Genomic DNA, 13,938 nt, shown 5'->3' with positions numbered 1-13,938 from the left:
CCCGCCAGCTGATGGCGCTAATGGGCTGAAAGGCCTTTTTTCGTCTGTTGCCCGCACAAAAAACAAACGCCCCGAACAAGTCGGGGCGTTTGTTGGGCTGGCCTTCAGTGTGTTTTCACACAGTCTGTTGTGGGCCTCTTTTTTTTGCCGGTCAGATCTTCATATTCTGCCGAGCAAGAGCAAGACCAACAGCACGACCAACACGACGCCAATGATGCCCGATGGGCCATAACCCCAACTTCTGGAGTGCGGGAAGACCGGCAATCCACCGATCAGCAACAAGATCAGAATTACGATAAGAATTGTGCCCATGACTGTTTCCTTGTTGGAAGTATGCAGGAATGACCCGATCGTTAATGGTCAGCGGGAATGCAATTAATTCGAGCTGCTTAAAAAGTCCGACTGCCGCGCACCTCATAAAATTCCAAGTTTTTTCGATGTTTTTCCAACAGCGGGCTCTTTCGGGGTTAATCGCGTTAGTTGGGCCGGACGCGCCTGCGGTTTGCTCGGGCCATTCAGCAATCTGATGGAGCGTGGGTCGGGCAATATCCTTCGCTACACTCGGCGCATCTTCCCCGGAACAACAAGGCTGTTTGCTATGCAAAATCGCATGATGATCACTGGTGCGGGCTCTGGCCTGGGTCGCGAAATCGCGCTGCGCTGGGCGCGCGAGGGCTGGCAACTGGCCTTGTCGGATGTCAGCGAACCGGGCTTGCAGGAAACCCTGAAACGGGTGCGTGAAGCCGGCGGCGATGGTTTCATCCAGCGCTGCGATGTGCGCGATTACAGCCAGTTGACCGCCTTCGCCCAGGCTTGCGAAGTGAAATTGGGTGGCATCGATGTCATCGTCAACAACGCCGGCGTGGCATCGGGCGGTTTCTTCAGTGAGCTGTCCCTGGAGGACTGGGACTGGCAGATCGCGATCAACCTGATGGGCGTGGTCAAGGGCTGCAAGGCTTTCCTGCCACTGCTGGAAAAAAGCAAAGGCAAGATCATCAACATCGCGTCGATGGCCGCGTTGATGCAAGGTCCGGCCATGAGCAACTACAACGTGGCCAAGGCTGGCGTGGTGGCGTTGTCCGAAAGCCTGTTGATCGAACTGGCTCATCAGGAAATAGGGGTGCACGTGGTCTGCCCGTCGTTCTTCCAGACCAATCTGCTGGATTCGTTCCGCGGCCCGACGCCGGCCATGAAAGCCCAGGTCGGTAAATTGCTGGAAAGCTCGCCGATCAGCGCGGCCGACATTGCCGATTACATCTATCAGCAGGTTGCCGCTGGCGAGTTCATGATCCTGCCCCACGAGCAGGGCCGCATGGCCTGGGCGCTCAAGCAGAAAAACCCGCAACTGCTCTACAACGAAATGACCCTGATGGCCGACAAGATGCGCGCCAAGGCCAAACAATCCGCAGGCTGAGCTTGCCCGCACGGGACAGCCTCGTTAGGGTGGCCGCCATCGGTCATCCTCGCGAGACGTTTGCATGCTCAACTACCTGTGGTTTTTCCTCGCCGCGTTGTTTGAAATCGCCGGCTGCTTCGCCTTCTGGATGTGGCTGCGCCAAGGCAAAAGCGCCTGGTGGATCGTGCCGGCGCTGCTCAGCCTGACCTTGTTCGCCGTGCTGCTGACCCGTGTCGAAGCGGTCTACGCCGGTCGCGCCTATGCCGCGTACGGTGGCATTTACATCATTGCATCGATTGGCTGGCTGGCGGTGGTCGAGCGGATTCGTCCGCTTGGTTCGGACTGGATCGGCGTGGCGTTGTGTGTGATTGGGGCCAGCGTCATTCTGTTTGGGCCGCGCTTTACCGCGTCTTGAAGGAACTGTCCAAGCGATTTGTAAGACCTTTCTGTCAGTGCTGTGGGTCTGTGCTTGTAGGTTGGGTCTGGATTGCCGTTGTTGCCTTGATGCGCTGCAGTGCGCCGGGCATCTTCAGGGTCCGGTAACCCTGAAGGACGAAGGCCATGCTTGTACTCAGCCGTGTTGTGGGCGAATTGATCTCCATCGGTGACAACATTTCCATACGCGTCGTTGGCATCAACGGCAATGACGTGCGCTTCGGCGTCGAGGCTCCGCGCAGCGTCAATGTGCACCGATCCGAAATCTACGAGCGCATCCAGCGCAAACTGGCCCAAACTAAAAAATCAGTCGAATAGGTGCTTGGGTACATCGTGCTTGAGCATCAACTGGCATTGCTCGCTTTCCGGGTCGAAGACAATCAGTGCCTGCCCTTTGGTCAATGCCTGACGCACTCGCAGTACACGGGTTTCCAGTGGGGTGTCGTCACCATTGTCGGTGCCGTCACGGGTCACGAAATCCTCGATCAGGCGGGTCAGGGTGTCGACTTCAAGTTGGTCGTGGGGAATAAGCATAGGCACCTCGGTCAAATCAATGGCGCGATGCTACGGCCAATGGCGAGTTGCTGCCAGTCCGGCTTCGTTGTTGTCTGATCCGGCGTCTTCGCGGGCAAGCCACAAAAAGGTGAGCAACTCAGAACCTGTGGGAGCGTGGCTTGCCCGCGATGGCGTCGGCCTAGTCGATGAAGTCCAGGATCATCTATCGTTACGCTGCCCCACCAGACTGTCCACCGACGGCACCCGGGTATCGCTTTCCATCTGGGTGTCGTGTTCGATCTGGTGACTGAAGCGGTCCAGGGAGCCCTTGGCCGGTTGCGCATCGCTGGCGAACACCGGCGGGCTGAGGATATAGGCGCCGAGCAGGCGACTGAGGGCCGCGAGGCTGTCGATGTGGGTGCGTTCATAGCCGTGGGTCGCGTCGCAGCCGAAAGCGAGCAGGGCGGTGCGGATGTCATGGCCGGCGGTCACGGCCGAGTGAGCATCGCTGAAGTAGTAACGGAACAGATCGCGGCGCACCGGCAACTCGTTGTCACTGGCCAGGCGCAACAGGTGCCGCGACAGGTGATAGTCATAGGGGCCGCCGGAATCCTGCATCGCCACGCTCACCGCGTGTTCGCTGGAGTGCTGGCCGGGTGCGACCGGCGCGATGTCGATGCCGACGAATTCACTGACATCCCAGGGCAAGGCCGCCGCCGCGCCGCTGCCGGTTTCCTCGGTGATGGTGAACAGCGGATGACAGTCGATCAGCAACTCATCACCGCTGTCGACGATCGCTTTCAACGCTGCCAGCAGCGCCGCCACACCGGCCTTGTCGTCCAGGTGACGAGCGCTGATGTGGCCGCTTTCGGTGAACTCAGGCAACGGGTCGAAGGCCACGAAATCGCCGACGCTGATGCCCAGCGAATCGCAATCGGCGCGGGTGGCGCAGTAGGCATCCAGGCGCAGTTCGATGTGATCCCAGCTGATCGGCATTTCATCGACTGCCGTGTTGAACGCATGCCCGGACGCCATCAGCGGTAGTACGCTGCCACGGATCACCCCGTTGTCGGTAAACAGGCTGACGCGGCTGCCTTCGGCAAAACGGCTTGACCAGCAACCCACGGGAGCCAGGGTCAGACGACCGTTGTCCTTGACGGCTCGCACGGCCGCGCCAATGGTGTCCAGGTGCGCGGAAACGGCGCGATCCGGACTGTTTTTCTTGCCCTTGAGCGTGGCGCGGATAGTACCGCGCCGGGTCATTTCGAAGGGAATGCCCAGTTCTTCAAGGCGTTCGGCGACATAGCGCACGATGGTGTCGGTGAACCCGGTGGGGCTGGGAATGGCGAGCATTTCCAGCAGGACTTTTTGCAGGTAGGTCAGATCGGGTTCCGGGTATTTGATGGTCATGGAAACTCCTGATGGGGTTGAGCACATCGATGGTTTCGATGAGGGACTTTTGTTGCTTGCCAGCGAAGACGGTGGTCCAGTCACAGCCTTTCCAATATCTAAGAAACGACCGGCTGACTATGCGGAAACAACAAATCCACAAAGCGTTCCGCCGTCGGCTGTGGCTCATGGTTGGCCAGCCCGGCACGTTCATTGGCTTCAATGAACACGTACTCCGGTTGATCGGCGCCAGGCACCATCAGGTCGAGGCCGACCACGGGAATATCCAGCGCCCGCGCGGCTCGCACGGCGGCATCTGCCAGGGTCGGGTGCAGGATCGCGGTGACGTCTTCGAGAATCCCGCCGGTATGAAGATTCGCCGTCCGCCGTACGAACAAATGCTCGCCCGCCGGCAGAATGCTGCTGTACTCGTAACCGGCGGCATGTAAGGTGCGTTGGGTTTCCGCATCCATCGGGATTTTGCTTTCTCCGTCCGTGGCGGCCTGCCGACGTCGGCTTCGGGCTTCGATCAGGGCGCCGATGGAATGCTGACCATCGCCGACCACTTCGGCCGGTCGGCGAATCGCGGCGGCGACGACTTCAAAGCCGATCACCAGAATCCTCAGATCGAGGCCTTCGTGGAAGCTTTCCAGCAGCACGCGACTGTCGAAGCGGCGAGCGGCTTCGATGGCTTGCTGGACGTCCTCGATGGTCTGCAAATCCACCGCAACGCCTTGCCCCTGTTCACCGTCCAGCGGCTTGACCACCACTCTGTGGTGTTCGTCGAGAAACGCGAGGTTGTCATCGGCATTGCCGGCCAGTTGCTGCGACGGCAGGTTCAAACCCGCGTTCTTGAGCACTTTGTGGGTCAGACTCTTGTCCTGGCACAGGCTCATGCTGATGGCACTGGTCAGATCGCTGAGGGACTCGCGACAACGCACCCGGCGCCCCCCGTGGCTGAGGGTGAACATCCCGGCATCGGCGTCATCGACCTGCACATCAATGCCACGTCGATGGGCTTCCTCGACAATGATCCGTGCATAGGGATTGAAGGGCGCCTCGGGGCCAGGGCCGAGGAACAACGGCTGGTTGATTCCGTTCTTGCGCTTGATGGCGAACGTCGAGAGGTTGCGAAAACCGAGCTTGGCGTAGAGGTTTTTTGCCTGGCGATTGTCGTGCAGTACCGACAGGTCGAGGTAACTCAGGCCGCGACTCATGAAGTGTTCGATCAGATGCCGCACCAGCACTTCACCGACCCCCGGGCGCGAGCAATGCGGATCGACCGCCAGGCACCAGAGGCTGCTGCCGTTTTCCGGATCATTGAAGGCCTTGTGATGATTGAGGCCCATGACGCTGCCAATTACCGCGCCGCTGTCCTCGTCTTCGGCCAGCCAGTACACCGGGCCGCCCGAGCCCTGTGGCGTCAGCCGAGAGGCTTCGACGGGCAGCATGCCCCGCGCCTGGTACAGCTGATTGATCGCATTCCAGTCCGCTTCACTCTGGGCGCGACGGATGCGAAAGCCGCGAAACACCCGGGTGGCCTGACGGTAATCGCTGAACCACAGGCGCAAGGTGTCGGAGGGATCCAGAAACAGTTGGGTCGGCTCCAGTCCCAGCACTTGTTGCGGCGCGGCGACATACAGGGCGATGTCGCGCTCACCGGGTTGTTCGTTGAGTAACGCTTGGGCGAGGCTGGCCGCATCGGCAAAGGTGTGGCCGATCAACAACCGGCCCCAGCCGCAATGCACGGCGATGGGCGCGGTCCCCAGTTCGCTGCCGTCTTCGGCCAGGCGAGCCTGCAAGCGTTCGTAGGAGGGCGTCTGACCGCGCAGCAAGCGCTGGTTGATGGCCGAGGCATGAGGTTTCATCGATCAGATTCCTTGTTCGCTGAGCCACAGATTCAGGGCCGCCAGTTGCCAGAGCTTGGAACCGCGCAACGGGGTCAACTGGCCCAGCGGATCGGTCAGCAGGCGGTCGAGCATGGTGGGCTTGAACAGACCGCGATCCTGGCTCGGATCGAGCAACAGTTCGCGGACCCAGTTCAGGGTGTCGCCTTGCAAATGCTTGAGGCCCGGTACCGGGAAGTAACCTTTCTTGCGGTCGATCACTTCACTTGGAATCACCAGGCGCGCAGCTTCCTTGAGCACTTGCTTGCCGCCATCCGGCAGTTTGTATTGACCCGGCACCCGGGCCGACAACTCCACCAGGCGATAGTCGAGAAACGGTGTGCGCGCTTCCAGGCCCCAGGCCATGGTCATGTTGTCGACGCGTTTGACCGGGTCGTCCACCAGCATCACCGTGCTGTCCAGGCGCAGGGCTTTGTCCACCGCCGCGTCCGCACCAGGCTGTGCGAAATGTTCCTTCACGAAGTCGCCTGCGGCGTCGTTGGCCGTCAGCCATTTGGGCTGAACGGTGGCGGCGTACTCGTCGTAGCTGCGATCGAAAAACGCCTCGCGATAAGCGGCATACGGGTCGCTCGCGCCGTCCACCTGCGGGTACCAGTGGTAGCCGGCGAACAGTTCGTCGGCGCCCTGGCCGCTTTGCACCACTTTGCAGTGCTTGGCCACTTCCCGTGACAGCAGGTAGAAGGCGATGCAGTCATGACTGACCATCGGTTCGCTCATGGCGCGGAACGCGGCCGGCAACTGCTCGATGATTTCTTTCTCGTCGATGCGCAGTTGATGGTGGTGGGTGCCGTAGTGTCTGGCGATCAGGTCCGAATACTGGAATTCGTCGCCGCGCTCACCTCCGGCATCCTGGAAACCGATGGAGAACGTCGACAGGTTTTCCACGCCGACTTCACGCAACAATCCCACCAGCATGCTCGAATCGACACCGCCGGACAGCAGCACGCCAACGTCGACCGCCGCACGCTGTCGGATCGCCACGGCATCACGTGTGCTGTCGAGCACCCGGTCGCGCCAGTCTTCGAGCGTCAGTTTCATCTCATCGGCGTGTGGTCCATAGGTCAGGCTCCACCAGGTTTTCTGCTCGGTGGTGCCATCGGCATTGATGCGCATCCAGGCGGCTGGGGGCAGTTTTTCGATGCCCGCCAGCAAGGTGCGCGGTGCCGGCACCACGGCGTGGAAGTTCAGGTAGTGATTGAGCGCGACCGGATCGAGGATCGGGTTGATGTCACCACCCTTGAGCAATGCCGGCAGGGACGAGGCAAAGCGCAGGCGCTGGCCGGTTCGCGACAGGTACAGCGGCTTGATGCCGAGCCGGTCGCGGGCGATGAACAGCCGTTGGTTGTCCCGATCCCAAATGGCGAAGGCAAACATGCCGTTGAGTTTGGGCAGCAGTGCTTCGCCCCAGGCGTGAAAGCCCTTGAGCAGCACTTCGGTGTCGCCACCGGAGTAGAACGCGTAGCCAAGGCTTTCCAGCTCGGTACGCAGTTCGGGGAAGTTGTAGATCGCGCCGTTGAAGGCCAGGGACAGGCCCAGTTGATGGTCGATCATCGGCTGCGCCGAACCGTTCGACAGGTCCATGATTTTCAGGCGGCGATGGCCCAGGGCTATCGGCCCTTCACTGTGAAAACCCCAGGCGTCGGGACCGCGAGGCGCCAGGTGGTGGGTGATTCGTTCAACCGCTGCGAGGTCTGCAGGTTGATTGTCAAAACGTAACTCGCCAGCTAATCCGCACATAAATTCCTTACCGGTTTTTCCGTTGGGGAGGGTCATTCGATTACCGCACCAAAACGGCGGGTACTCGAAAACTGACCCGGCTGAATCCCCGGAGTTTTAGACCGATAAGTTATAAGTAGGCGGTAGGTCTCCCCAGGCAACCCTTTGTGGGGGGCGGCGCGCTGGCGAAGGCGTGAGGTGATTCGCCACATGATTTGAGGGCCCCATCGCCGGCAAGCCGGCTCTCACAAAGGGCGGATGCGACGATCAATGGAGCGGGGTCAGGCGCTGGTTCGGCGAATCAGGCGGCGCACGGCAAACCGGTTGGGATGACAGGCTTCGGCCACGCTTCTGGGCAATGGCAGGGGTTCGTTATCCAGCCAGGCCGCCAGCAGTTCCCCGGACAGCGGTGCGGTAATCAGGCCGCGCGAGCCGTGGCCGCTATTGACGTACAAACCGTCCAGCCACGGGCATTCGACCTCCGGCACCTGTCGGGCATCCTTGCCCAGCGCGGCATAGGCCTGGGTAAATGCCTGGCTGTCGGCCAGGGGGCCAACGATTGGCAGATAGTCGGGGCTGGTGCAGCGAAAGGCGGCGCGACCCTGGAGGCTTTTGGGGGCGAGTTTGTCGACTTGCAGACGCGTGACCAGGTCGTGGGAGATCTCTTCGAGCATGGCCAGGTTGCCCAGGTGTTCGGCCGTGGTCGGCGTCAGGTCATCGCTCTTGAAGTCGAAACTGGCGCCCAGGGTGTGTTCGCCCAGGCGCGCCGGGGCGACGTAGCCTTCGGCACAGACTACGGTGTCCAGCGCCCGGCTTTGCGGGGTTTGCGGCAGGCGAGTGATTTGCCCGCGAATGCGCTTGAGCGGCAGTCCGGAGGTTTCCGCAAAGCGCTGGATCTCGGCAGCACCGGCCAGCACCACCACGGGTGCGCTGGCGAGTAACTGGTCGCCGTCCCAGGCCTGCCACTCGCCATCGGCCCTGCGCAATGCCAGGACATCGCGATGGGAGAGCAATTGAATCTGCGGGTGCGCCATCTGCCATTGGCACAGCGCCGGAGGATGGACCCAGCCGCCTTCCGGGAAGTACAGGCCGCCCTGCGCCAGTCCGATACCGGCCAGCGCTTGCGCCTGGGGCTGATCCAGCAGGTGCAGCAGGTCCGCGGGAAACGCCTCGGCCAGTTGCAACTGACGTTCGGCTTCCTTGGCGTTGAACGCCAGTTGCAGCACGCCGCAATCGTCCCAGTCGGTGCTTCTCTGCAAGTGTTCGAGCTGGCGCCGGGTGTAACCGAAACCGCTGACAATCATTTGCGACAGCGTCGTGCCATGGGCCGATAACTTGAGGTAAAGCACGCCTTGCGGGTTGCCCGAAGCCTCCTGTGCGACGTTCTGATGTCGCTCCAGCACGCTCACCTGCCAGCCCCGCGCCGCCAGGCTGGCTGCACTGGCGCAACCGGCCAGCCCCGCACCGATCACCAGGGCCCGGCGTTCACCGGTCAACGCTGCAGGTCGGGCAAACCAGGGTTTGTCCGGCACCGGGGCAGCAACCTCCAGCGGCCAGCCAAGGAACTCGCCGCGCAGGATTTCCCACTTGTGGCCGATGCCGGGCGTGCGTTTCATCTTGAAGCCGGCGGCATTGAGCAGGCGGCGTACCCAGCCGGTGCTGGTGAAGGTGCTGATGGTCGAGCCGGGGGCGGCCAGACGCGCCAGTTCGGCGAACAGTTCAGCGGTCCACATGTCGGGGTTTTTCGCCGGGGCAAAGCCGTCGAGAAACCAGGCGTCTATCCGGGCGTCCAGTTGTGGCAACTGCTCCAGAGCGTCGCCGATCAGCAACGTCAGGGTCACACGACCGTTGGCCAGTGTCAGGCGCTGGAACCCTTGATGGATCGCCACGTATTGCGCCAGCAGTTGATCGGCAAAGGGCTTGAGTTCTGGCCACAGTGCCAGAGCCCGTTGCAGATCGGCCGGGCTCAGCGGGTACTTTTCGACACTGACAAAATGCAATCGCGCATCAGCCGCCGCGTGTTGCTCGAACACCTGCCAGGCACACAAAAAATTCAGCCCGGTGCCGAAACCGGTCTCGCCGATCACCAGGCGACCGTCCTGGGGCAACGCGGCAAAGCGTTCCGCCAAACGGTTCTGTTCGATGAACACATAACGGGTTTCGTCCAGCCCCGACTTGTCGGAGAAATACACATCGTCGAATACGCGCGAATAAGGGCGACCTTGGTCGTCCCAGTCGAGCTGGGCGTGGGGCATTACAGGTTTCATGGCAGGCTCGGCAACGGCAAGGCGGCCATTCTAGCCGATCGCCACGATGAGAAGACCTGCCCCTGCAGGAGCGAGCCTGCTCGCGATGAATTCACGAGCACCGCGGTTATTCAGACAACCCGCGTTATCGTTGACGTCCATCGCGAGCAGGCTCGCTCCCACAAGGAACTTTCTGCGAACAAAGGCAGCCCGATCCGCTAGTCTTGCTCACATCTGGAAGGGAGCCATTCATGTTCGAATCTGCCGAAATCGATCACGTGATCGACAAAGAAACTTATGACGCCGAAGTGCCGGCCCTGCGCGAAGCTTTGCTCGAAGCGCAATTCGAGCTCCAGCAGCAAAAGCGTTTTCCGGTGATCATTCTAATCAATGGTATCGAAGGCGCTGGCAAGGGCGAGACGGTCAAGTTACTCAACGAATGGATGGACCCGCGGTTGATCGAGGTCCGTACCTTCGATCAGCAAACCGACGAGGAACTGGCGCGACCACCGGCCTGGCGCTACTGGCGGATGCTTCCGGCCAAGGGGCGCATGGGGGTCTTCTTCGGCAACTGGTACAGCCAGATGCTGCAGGGGCGGGTGCATGGCGTCTTCAAGAACGCTCGACTGGACCAGGGCATCAATGGTGCCGAGCGCCTGGAAAAGATGCTGTGCGACGAAGGCGCCTTGATCTTCAAATTCTGGTTCCACCTCTCCAAGAAGCAAATGAAGGATCGCCTCAAGGCCTTGGCCGACGATCCTTTGCACAGCTGGCGCATCAGCCCGCTGGACTGGCAGCAATCGCAAACCTACGACAAGTTTGTGAAGTACGGCGAACGCATTCTGCGTCGCACCAGCCGCGACTACGCGCCGTGGCATGTGATCGCCGGGCTGGATCCGCGCTATCGCAGCCTGGCGGTGGGCAAGATTTTGCTCGAAGGGCTGCAAGGCGCCCTGAACCGGCCGACGATTCACCCCGACAAAGTCAGCGCCGCGCCATTGCCCCTCAGCGTCGATCAAGTGAACCTGCTTGATCGCCTGGACCTGACGTTGCACTTGGACAAAGAGGATTATGAAGAGCAATTGATCACCGAGCAGGCACGGTTTTCCGGGTTGATGCGTGACAAGCGCATGCGTCGCCATGCACTGGTAGCCGTGTTCGAAGGCAATGACGCGGCGGGCAAGGGCGGGGCGATCCGCCGGGTCGCCGCGGCGCTCGATCCGCGCCAGTACAACATCGTGCCGATAGCCGCACCAACCGAAGAGGAGCGGGCGCAGCCCTATCTCTGGCGTTTCTGGCGGCATCTTCCAGCCCGGGGCAAATTCACCGTGTTCGACCGCTCCTGGTATGGCCGGGTGCTGGTGGAGCGCATCGAAGGCCTCTGCAGCCCCGCCGACTGGTTGCGCGCCTACGGTGAAATCAACGATTTCGAAGAGCAGATCGCCGATGCCGGCGTGATCGTGGTCAAGTTCTGGCTGGCCATCGACAAGCAGACGCAACTGGAGCGTTTCCAGGAGCGCGAAGAGATTCCCTTCAAGCGCTTCAAGATCACCGAGGATGACTGGCGCAACCGCGATAAATGGGATGACTATCGCGGCGCCGTAGGCGACATGGTTGACCGCACCAGCACCGAGATTTCGCCCTGGACCCTGGTGGAAGCCAATGACAAGCGCTGGGCGCGGGTCAAGGTCTTGCGCACCATCAATCTGGCACTGGAGCAAGCGTTCGAAAAGTCCGACAAGCATGAGCGCCAGGCACAAAAAGGCAAGAAATGAGGCGATGGTTGCGCATACGCGGGGTGAATGATTGTCGCAGTCGGTAATTGGTGGAGCTTATGCTCAGGTCACTCTCAACCGACAACAACAATGAGGTATGCCATGCGTGAAGTGGTGATCGTCGACAGCGTGCGGACTGGCCTGGCCAAATCCTTTCGCGGCAAATTCAACATGACCCGTCCCGATGACATGGCGGCTCACTGTGTCAACGCCTTGTTGAAACGCACGGGCATCGACCCTGCCAGCGTCGAGGACTGCATCGTCGGTGCCGGCTCCAACGAAGGTGCCCAGGGCTACAACATCGGTCGCAATGTCGCCGTGCTGTCGCAACTGGGTATCGGCACCGCCGGCATGACCCTCAACCGGTTTTGCTCGTCGGGCTTGCAGGCGATCGCCATCGCGGCCAACCAGATCGCTTCGGGCTGCAGTGACATCATCGTGGCCGGTGGCGTCGAGTCGATCAGCCTAACCATGAAAAGCGTCAACACCGACAACCTGATCAACCCGCTGCTCAAGGAGCAGGTGCCGGGTATCTACTTCCCAATGGGCCAGACGGCAGAAATCGTCGCTCGCCGTTACAACGTCAGCCGCCAGGAGCAGGACCTGTATGCCCTGCAAAGCCAGCAACGTACGGCGCAGGCCCAGGCTGCCGAGCTGTTTGACGATGAAATCGTGCCGATGGCCGTGAAATACCGCGTTGAAGACAAAGCCACCGGTCAGGTACATATCGTTGAGGGTGTGGTGGATCGCGATGACTGCAACCGCCCCGATACCACGCTGCAAAGTCTGGCCGGTCTGAATCCGGTGTTTGCCGAGGACGGCTCGGTGACGGCTGGCAACTCGTCGCAGTTGTCCGACGGAGCGTCCATGACCCTGGTGATGAGCCTGGAAAAAGCCCTTGAATTGGGGCTCAAGCCGAAAGCGTTCTTCCGGGGCTTTACCGTGGCGGGTTGCGAGCCGGACGAAATGGGCATTGGCCCGGTGTTTTCGGTGCCCAAACTGCTCAAAGCCAAAGGCTTGCAGGTGGCCGACATTGACCTCTGGGAACTCAATGAAGCGTTCGCTTCGCAGTGCCTGTACGCACGTAATCGCCTGGAAATCGATAACGACAAATACAACGTCAATGGCGGTTCGATTTCCATCGGCCATCCCTTCGGCATGACCGGGTCGCGTCAGGTCGGGCACCTCGTTCGCGAACTGCAGCGACGTCATCTGCGTTACGGCATCGTCACCATGTGCGTGGGTGGCGGGATGGGGGCTACCGGGTTGTTCGAAGCGGTGCGTTAAATATTAAACGGACATCGCGGGCAAGCCACGCTCTGCATCGGACCTGATTCCGCAGCCGGATACGGTCCAATGTGCGAGCGAGCTTGCTGGCGATGAGTTCAACGCGCGCTATCGATTCACCAACAACCACAAATTCACGATGCGACCTGCACAGTTTCATTAGCGGCTAGCGCCAAACTGTCCCTGTGTGCCACACGTTGGTGCGCCTAGAATGAGGTTTCTTGAACCGTCGCGCTGGGGATCACATGCACATTTCATCGGGTCGCTGGGTTTACGGTCTGTTCCTGGCCTTGCTGACCGCGCTGCTGTGGGGAATCCTGCCGATCAAGCTCAAACAGGTATTGCTGGTGATGGACCCGGTCACGGTAACCTGGTTTCGCCTGATGGTGTCCGGTGGCTGCCTGTTCATCTACCTGGCAGCGACCCGGCGTTTACCGAGTCGCCGAGTGCTCGGGCCGCGCGGTGGCTGGCTGGTGTTGATGGCGGTGCTCGGCCTGGTAGGCAACTACGTGTTGTATTTGATGGGCCTGAACCTGCTCAGCCCCGGCACCGCGCAACTGGTGGTGCAGATGGGGCCGATCATGTTGCTGATCGCCAGTGTGTTCGTGTTCAAGGAACGCTTCAGTGTGGGGCAGGGGATTGGCTTGCTGGTGCTGCTGGTCGGTTTTGCCCTGTTTTTCAATCAGCGTTTGAGCGAGTTGCTGACCTCGTTGACCGATTACACCGCCGGCGTGCTGCTGGTGCTGTTGGCGTCCACGGTCTGGACCTTTTATGCGCTGGGGCAGAAGCAGTTGCTGACGGTGTGGAATTCGTTGCAGGTGATGATGGTGATCTACCTGTTCTGCGGGCTATTGCTGACGCCGTGGGTGCATCCGCTCGAAGCCCTGCAATTGAACCCGCTGCAAGGCTGGCTGCTGCTGGCCTGCTGCATGAACACGCTGATTGCCTACGGCGCTTTTGCCGAGGCGTTGGCCCATTGGGAAGCTTCGCGAGTGAGCGCGACCCTGGCGATTACGCCTTTGGTGACCTTTGGTGCCGTGGCCCTGGCGGCTCTGTGGTGGCCCGAATATGTGCACGCCGAGACGATCAATGGCCTGGGCTATGGCGGGGCGGTGCTGGTGGTGCTGGGGTCGGCGTTGGTGGCGTTGGGGCCATCGTTGATTGCCGGTCTCAAGGCACGGAAAGTGCGGATAGCAGCAAGCTGATTCTCGTTATCGTTCATCGCGAGCAGGCTCGCTCCCACATTTGACCGCGTGCGCAGTTTAATGTGGGAGCGAGCCTGCTCGCGAATA

Annotated in this window: 12 protein-coding genes; 6 read left to right on the top strand and 6 right to left on the bottom strand. The window is 60.8% G+C overall.

The annotated features are described in order from the left end of the window. Window positions 1-159: 159 nt before the first annotated feature. Window positions 160-312: a DUF3309 family protein gene (locus F7R06_RS25150; RefSeq protein WP_007945780.1), complete on the bottom strand. Its 153-nt coding sequence runs from the start codon at window positions 310-312 to the stop codon at window positions 160-162. Between the two features lie 286 nt (window positions 313-598). Here F7R06_RS25150 and F7R06_RS25145 point away from each other — a divergent pair, with 286 nt between their 5' ends. The 3 genes from F7R06_RS25145 (at window position 599) to csrA (ending at window position 2,149) form a co-directional block, all read left to right on the top strand. Beyond that, window positions 599-1,414, top strand: a complete 816-nt coding sequence (locus F7R06_RS25145) for an SDR family oxidoreductase (RefSeq protein WP_090317826.1) — start codon at window positions 599-601, stop codon at window positions 1,412-1,414. A gap of 64 nt (window positions 1,415-1,478) precedes the next feature. Continuing rightward, the gene (locus F7R06_RS25140; RefSeq protein WP_047527048.1) at window positions 1,479-1,811 is read left to right on the top strand and encodes a YnfA family protein; all 333 of its coding nucleotides are present in this window, start codon (window positions 1,479-1,481) and stop codon (window positions 1,809-1,811) included. Between the two features lie 146 nt (window positions 1,812-1,957). Next, entirely contained in the window at window positions 1,958-2,149 is a 192-nt protein-coding gene (gene csrA / locus F7R06_RS25135) for a carbon storage regulator CsrA (protein WP_090317829.1), read from the top strand. Here the strand turns inward: csrA and F7R06_RS25130 are convergent. The 5 genes from F7R06_RS25130 to mnmC form a co-directional block, all read right to left on the bottom strand. After that, complete coding sequence (locus F7R06_RS25130; RefSeq protein ID WP_003199186.1) at window positions 2,138-2,365, bottom strand: YheU family protein; 228 nt, start codon at window positions 2,363-2,365, stop codon at window positions 2,138-2,140. The genes csrA and F7R06_RS25130 overlap by 12 nt on opposite strands. Before the next feature lie 180 nt (window positions 2,366-2,545). After that, window positions 2,546-3,736 (bottom strand): osmoprotectant NAGGN system M42 family peptidase, encoded by a 1,191-nt coding sequence (locus tag F7R06_RS25125; protein ID WP_090317832.1) that lies wholly within the window; start codon window positions 3,734-3,736, stop codon window positions 2,546-2,548. Window positions 3,737-3,834: 98 nt separating this feature from the next. Then, on the bottom strand, window positions 3,835-5,583 hold the full coding sequence (gene ngg, locus F7R06_RS25120) for an N-acetylglutaminylglutamine synthetase (RefSeq protein WP_090317835.1): 1,749 nt from the start codon (window positions 5,581-5,583) through the stop codon (window positions 3,835-3,837). 3 nt (window positions 5,584-5,586) lie between these two features. Next, window positions 5,587-7,359 carry an N-acetylglutaminylglutamine amidotransferase gene (locus tag F7R06_RS25115; RefSeq protein WP_090317838.1) on the bottom strand — a complete coding sequence of 591 codons (1,773 nt, stop codon included), beginning with the start codon at window positions 7,357-7,359 and terminating at the stop codon, window positions 5,587-5,589. Window positions 7,360-7,619: 260 nt separating this feature from the next. Continuing rightward, window positions 7,620-9,605, bottom strand: coding sequence for a bifunctional tRNA (5-methylaminomethyl-2-thiouridine)(34)-methyltransferase MnmC2/FAD-dependent 5-carboxymethylaminomethyl-2-thiouridine(34) oxidoreductase MnmC1 (gene mnmC, locus F7R06_RS25110; RefSeq protein WP_090317840.1), 1,986 nt, complete (start codon window positions 9,603-9,605; stop codon window positions 7,620-7,622). Window positions 9,606-9,835: 230 nt separating this feature from the next. Here mnmC and pap point away from each other — a divergent pair, with 230 nt between their 5' ends. From pap to F7R06_RS25095, 3 genes are all read left to right on the top strand, one after another. Beyond that, window positions 9,836-11,359 (top strand): polyphosphate:AMP phosphotransferase, encoded by a 1,524-nt coding sequence (gene pap / locus F7R06_RS25105; protein WP_090317843.1) that lies wholly within the window; start codon window positions 9,836-9,838, stop codon window positions 11,357-11,359. 102 nt (window positions 11,360-11,461) lie between these two features. After that, entirely contained in the window at window positions 11,462-12,646 is a 1,185-nt protein-coding gene (locus F7R06_RS25100) for a thiolase family protein (protein WP_090317846.1), read from the top strand. A 245-nt stretch (window positions 12,647-12,891) separates the two neighbouring features. After that, window positions 12,892-13,851, top strand: coding sequence for a DMT family transporter (locus F7R06_RS25095; RefSeq protein WP_090317849.1), 960 nt, complete (start codon window positions 12,892-12,894; stop codon window positions 13,849-13,851). Window positions 13,852-13,938: the final 87 nt, after the last annotated feature.

This window comes from Pseudomonas moorei, from assembly GCF_008801475.1.
Taxonomy (GTDB): Bacteria; Pseudomonadota; Gammaproteobacteria; order Pseudomonadales; family Pseudomonadaceae; genus Aquipseudomonas; species Aquipseudomonas moorei.
Note: the sequence above shows the minus strand (reverse complement) of the source record. Positions and strands in the feature narration are given on the sequence as shown.

Bases quoted from the DNA above. Each gene is read 5' to 3' on its own strand.
- ngg (WP_090317835.1), bottom strand. From the start codon at position 5,583: ATGAAACCTCATGCCTCGGCCATCAACCAGCGCTTGCTGCGCGGTCAG.
- csrA (WP_090317829.1), top strand. From the start codon at position 1,958: ATGCTTGTACTCAGCCGTGTTGTGGGCGAATTGATCTCCATCGGTGAC.
- pap (WP_090317843.1), top strand. From the start codon at position 9,836: ATGTTCGAATCTGCCGAAATCGATCACGTGATCGACAAAGAAACTTAT.
- F7R06_RS25100 (WP_090317846.1), top strand. From the start codon at position 11,462: ATGCGTGAAGTGGTGATCGTCGACAGCGTGCGGACTGGCCTGGCCAAA.
- F7R06_RS25140 (WP_047527048.1), top strand. From the start codon at position 1,479: ATGCTCAACTACCTGTGGTTTTTCCTCGCCGCGTTGTTTGAAATCGCC.
- F7R06_RS25130 (WP_003199186.1), bottom strand. From the start codon at position 2,365: ATGCTTATTCCCCACGACCAACTTGAAGTCGACACCCTGACCCGCCTG.
- mnmC (WP_090317840.1), bottom strand. From the start codon at position 9,605: ATGAAACCTGTAATGCCCCACGCCCAGCTCGACTGGGACGACCAAGGT.
- F7R06_RS25150 (WP_007945780.1), bottom strand. From the start codon at position 312: ATGGGCACAATTCTTATCGTAATTCTGATCTTGTTGCTGATCGGTGGA.
- F7R06_RS25095 (WP_090317849.1), top strand. From the start codon at position 12,892: ATGCACATTTCATCGGGTCGCTGGGTTTACGGTCTGTTCCTGGCCTTG.
- F7R06_RS25125 (WP_090317832.1), bottom strand. From the start codon at position 3,736: ATGACCATCAAATACCCGGAACCCGATCTGACCTACCTGCAAAAAGTC.
- F7R06_RS25115 (WP_090317838.1), bottom strand. From the start codon at position 7,359: ATGTGCGGATTAGCTGGCGAGTTACGTTTTGACAATCAACCTGCAGAC.
- F7R06_RS25145 (WP_090317826.1), top strand. From the start codon at position 599: ATGCAAAATCGCATGATGATCACTGGTGCGGGCTCTGGCCTGGGTCGC.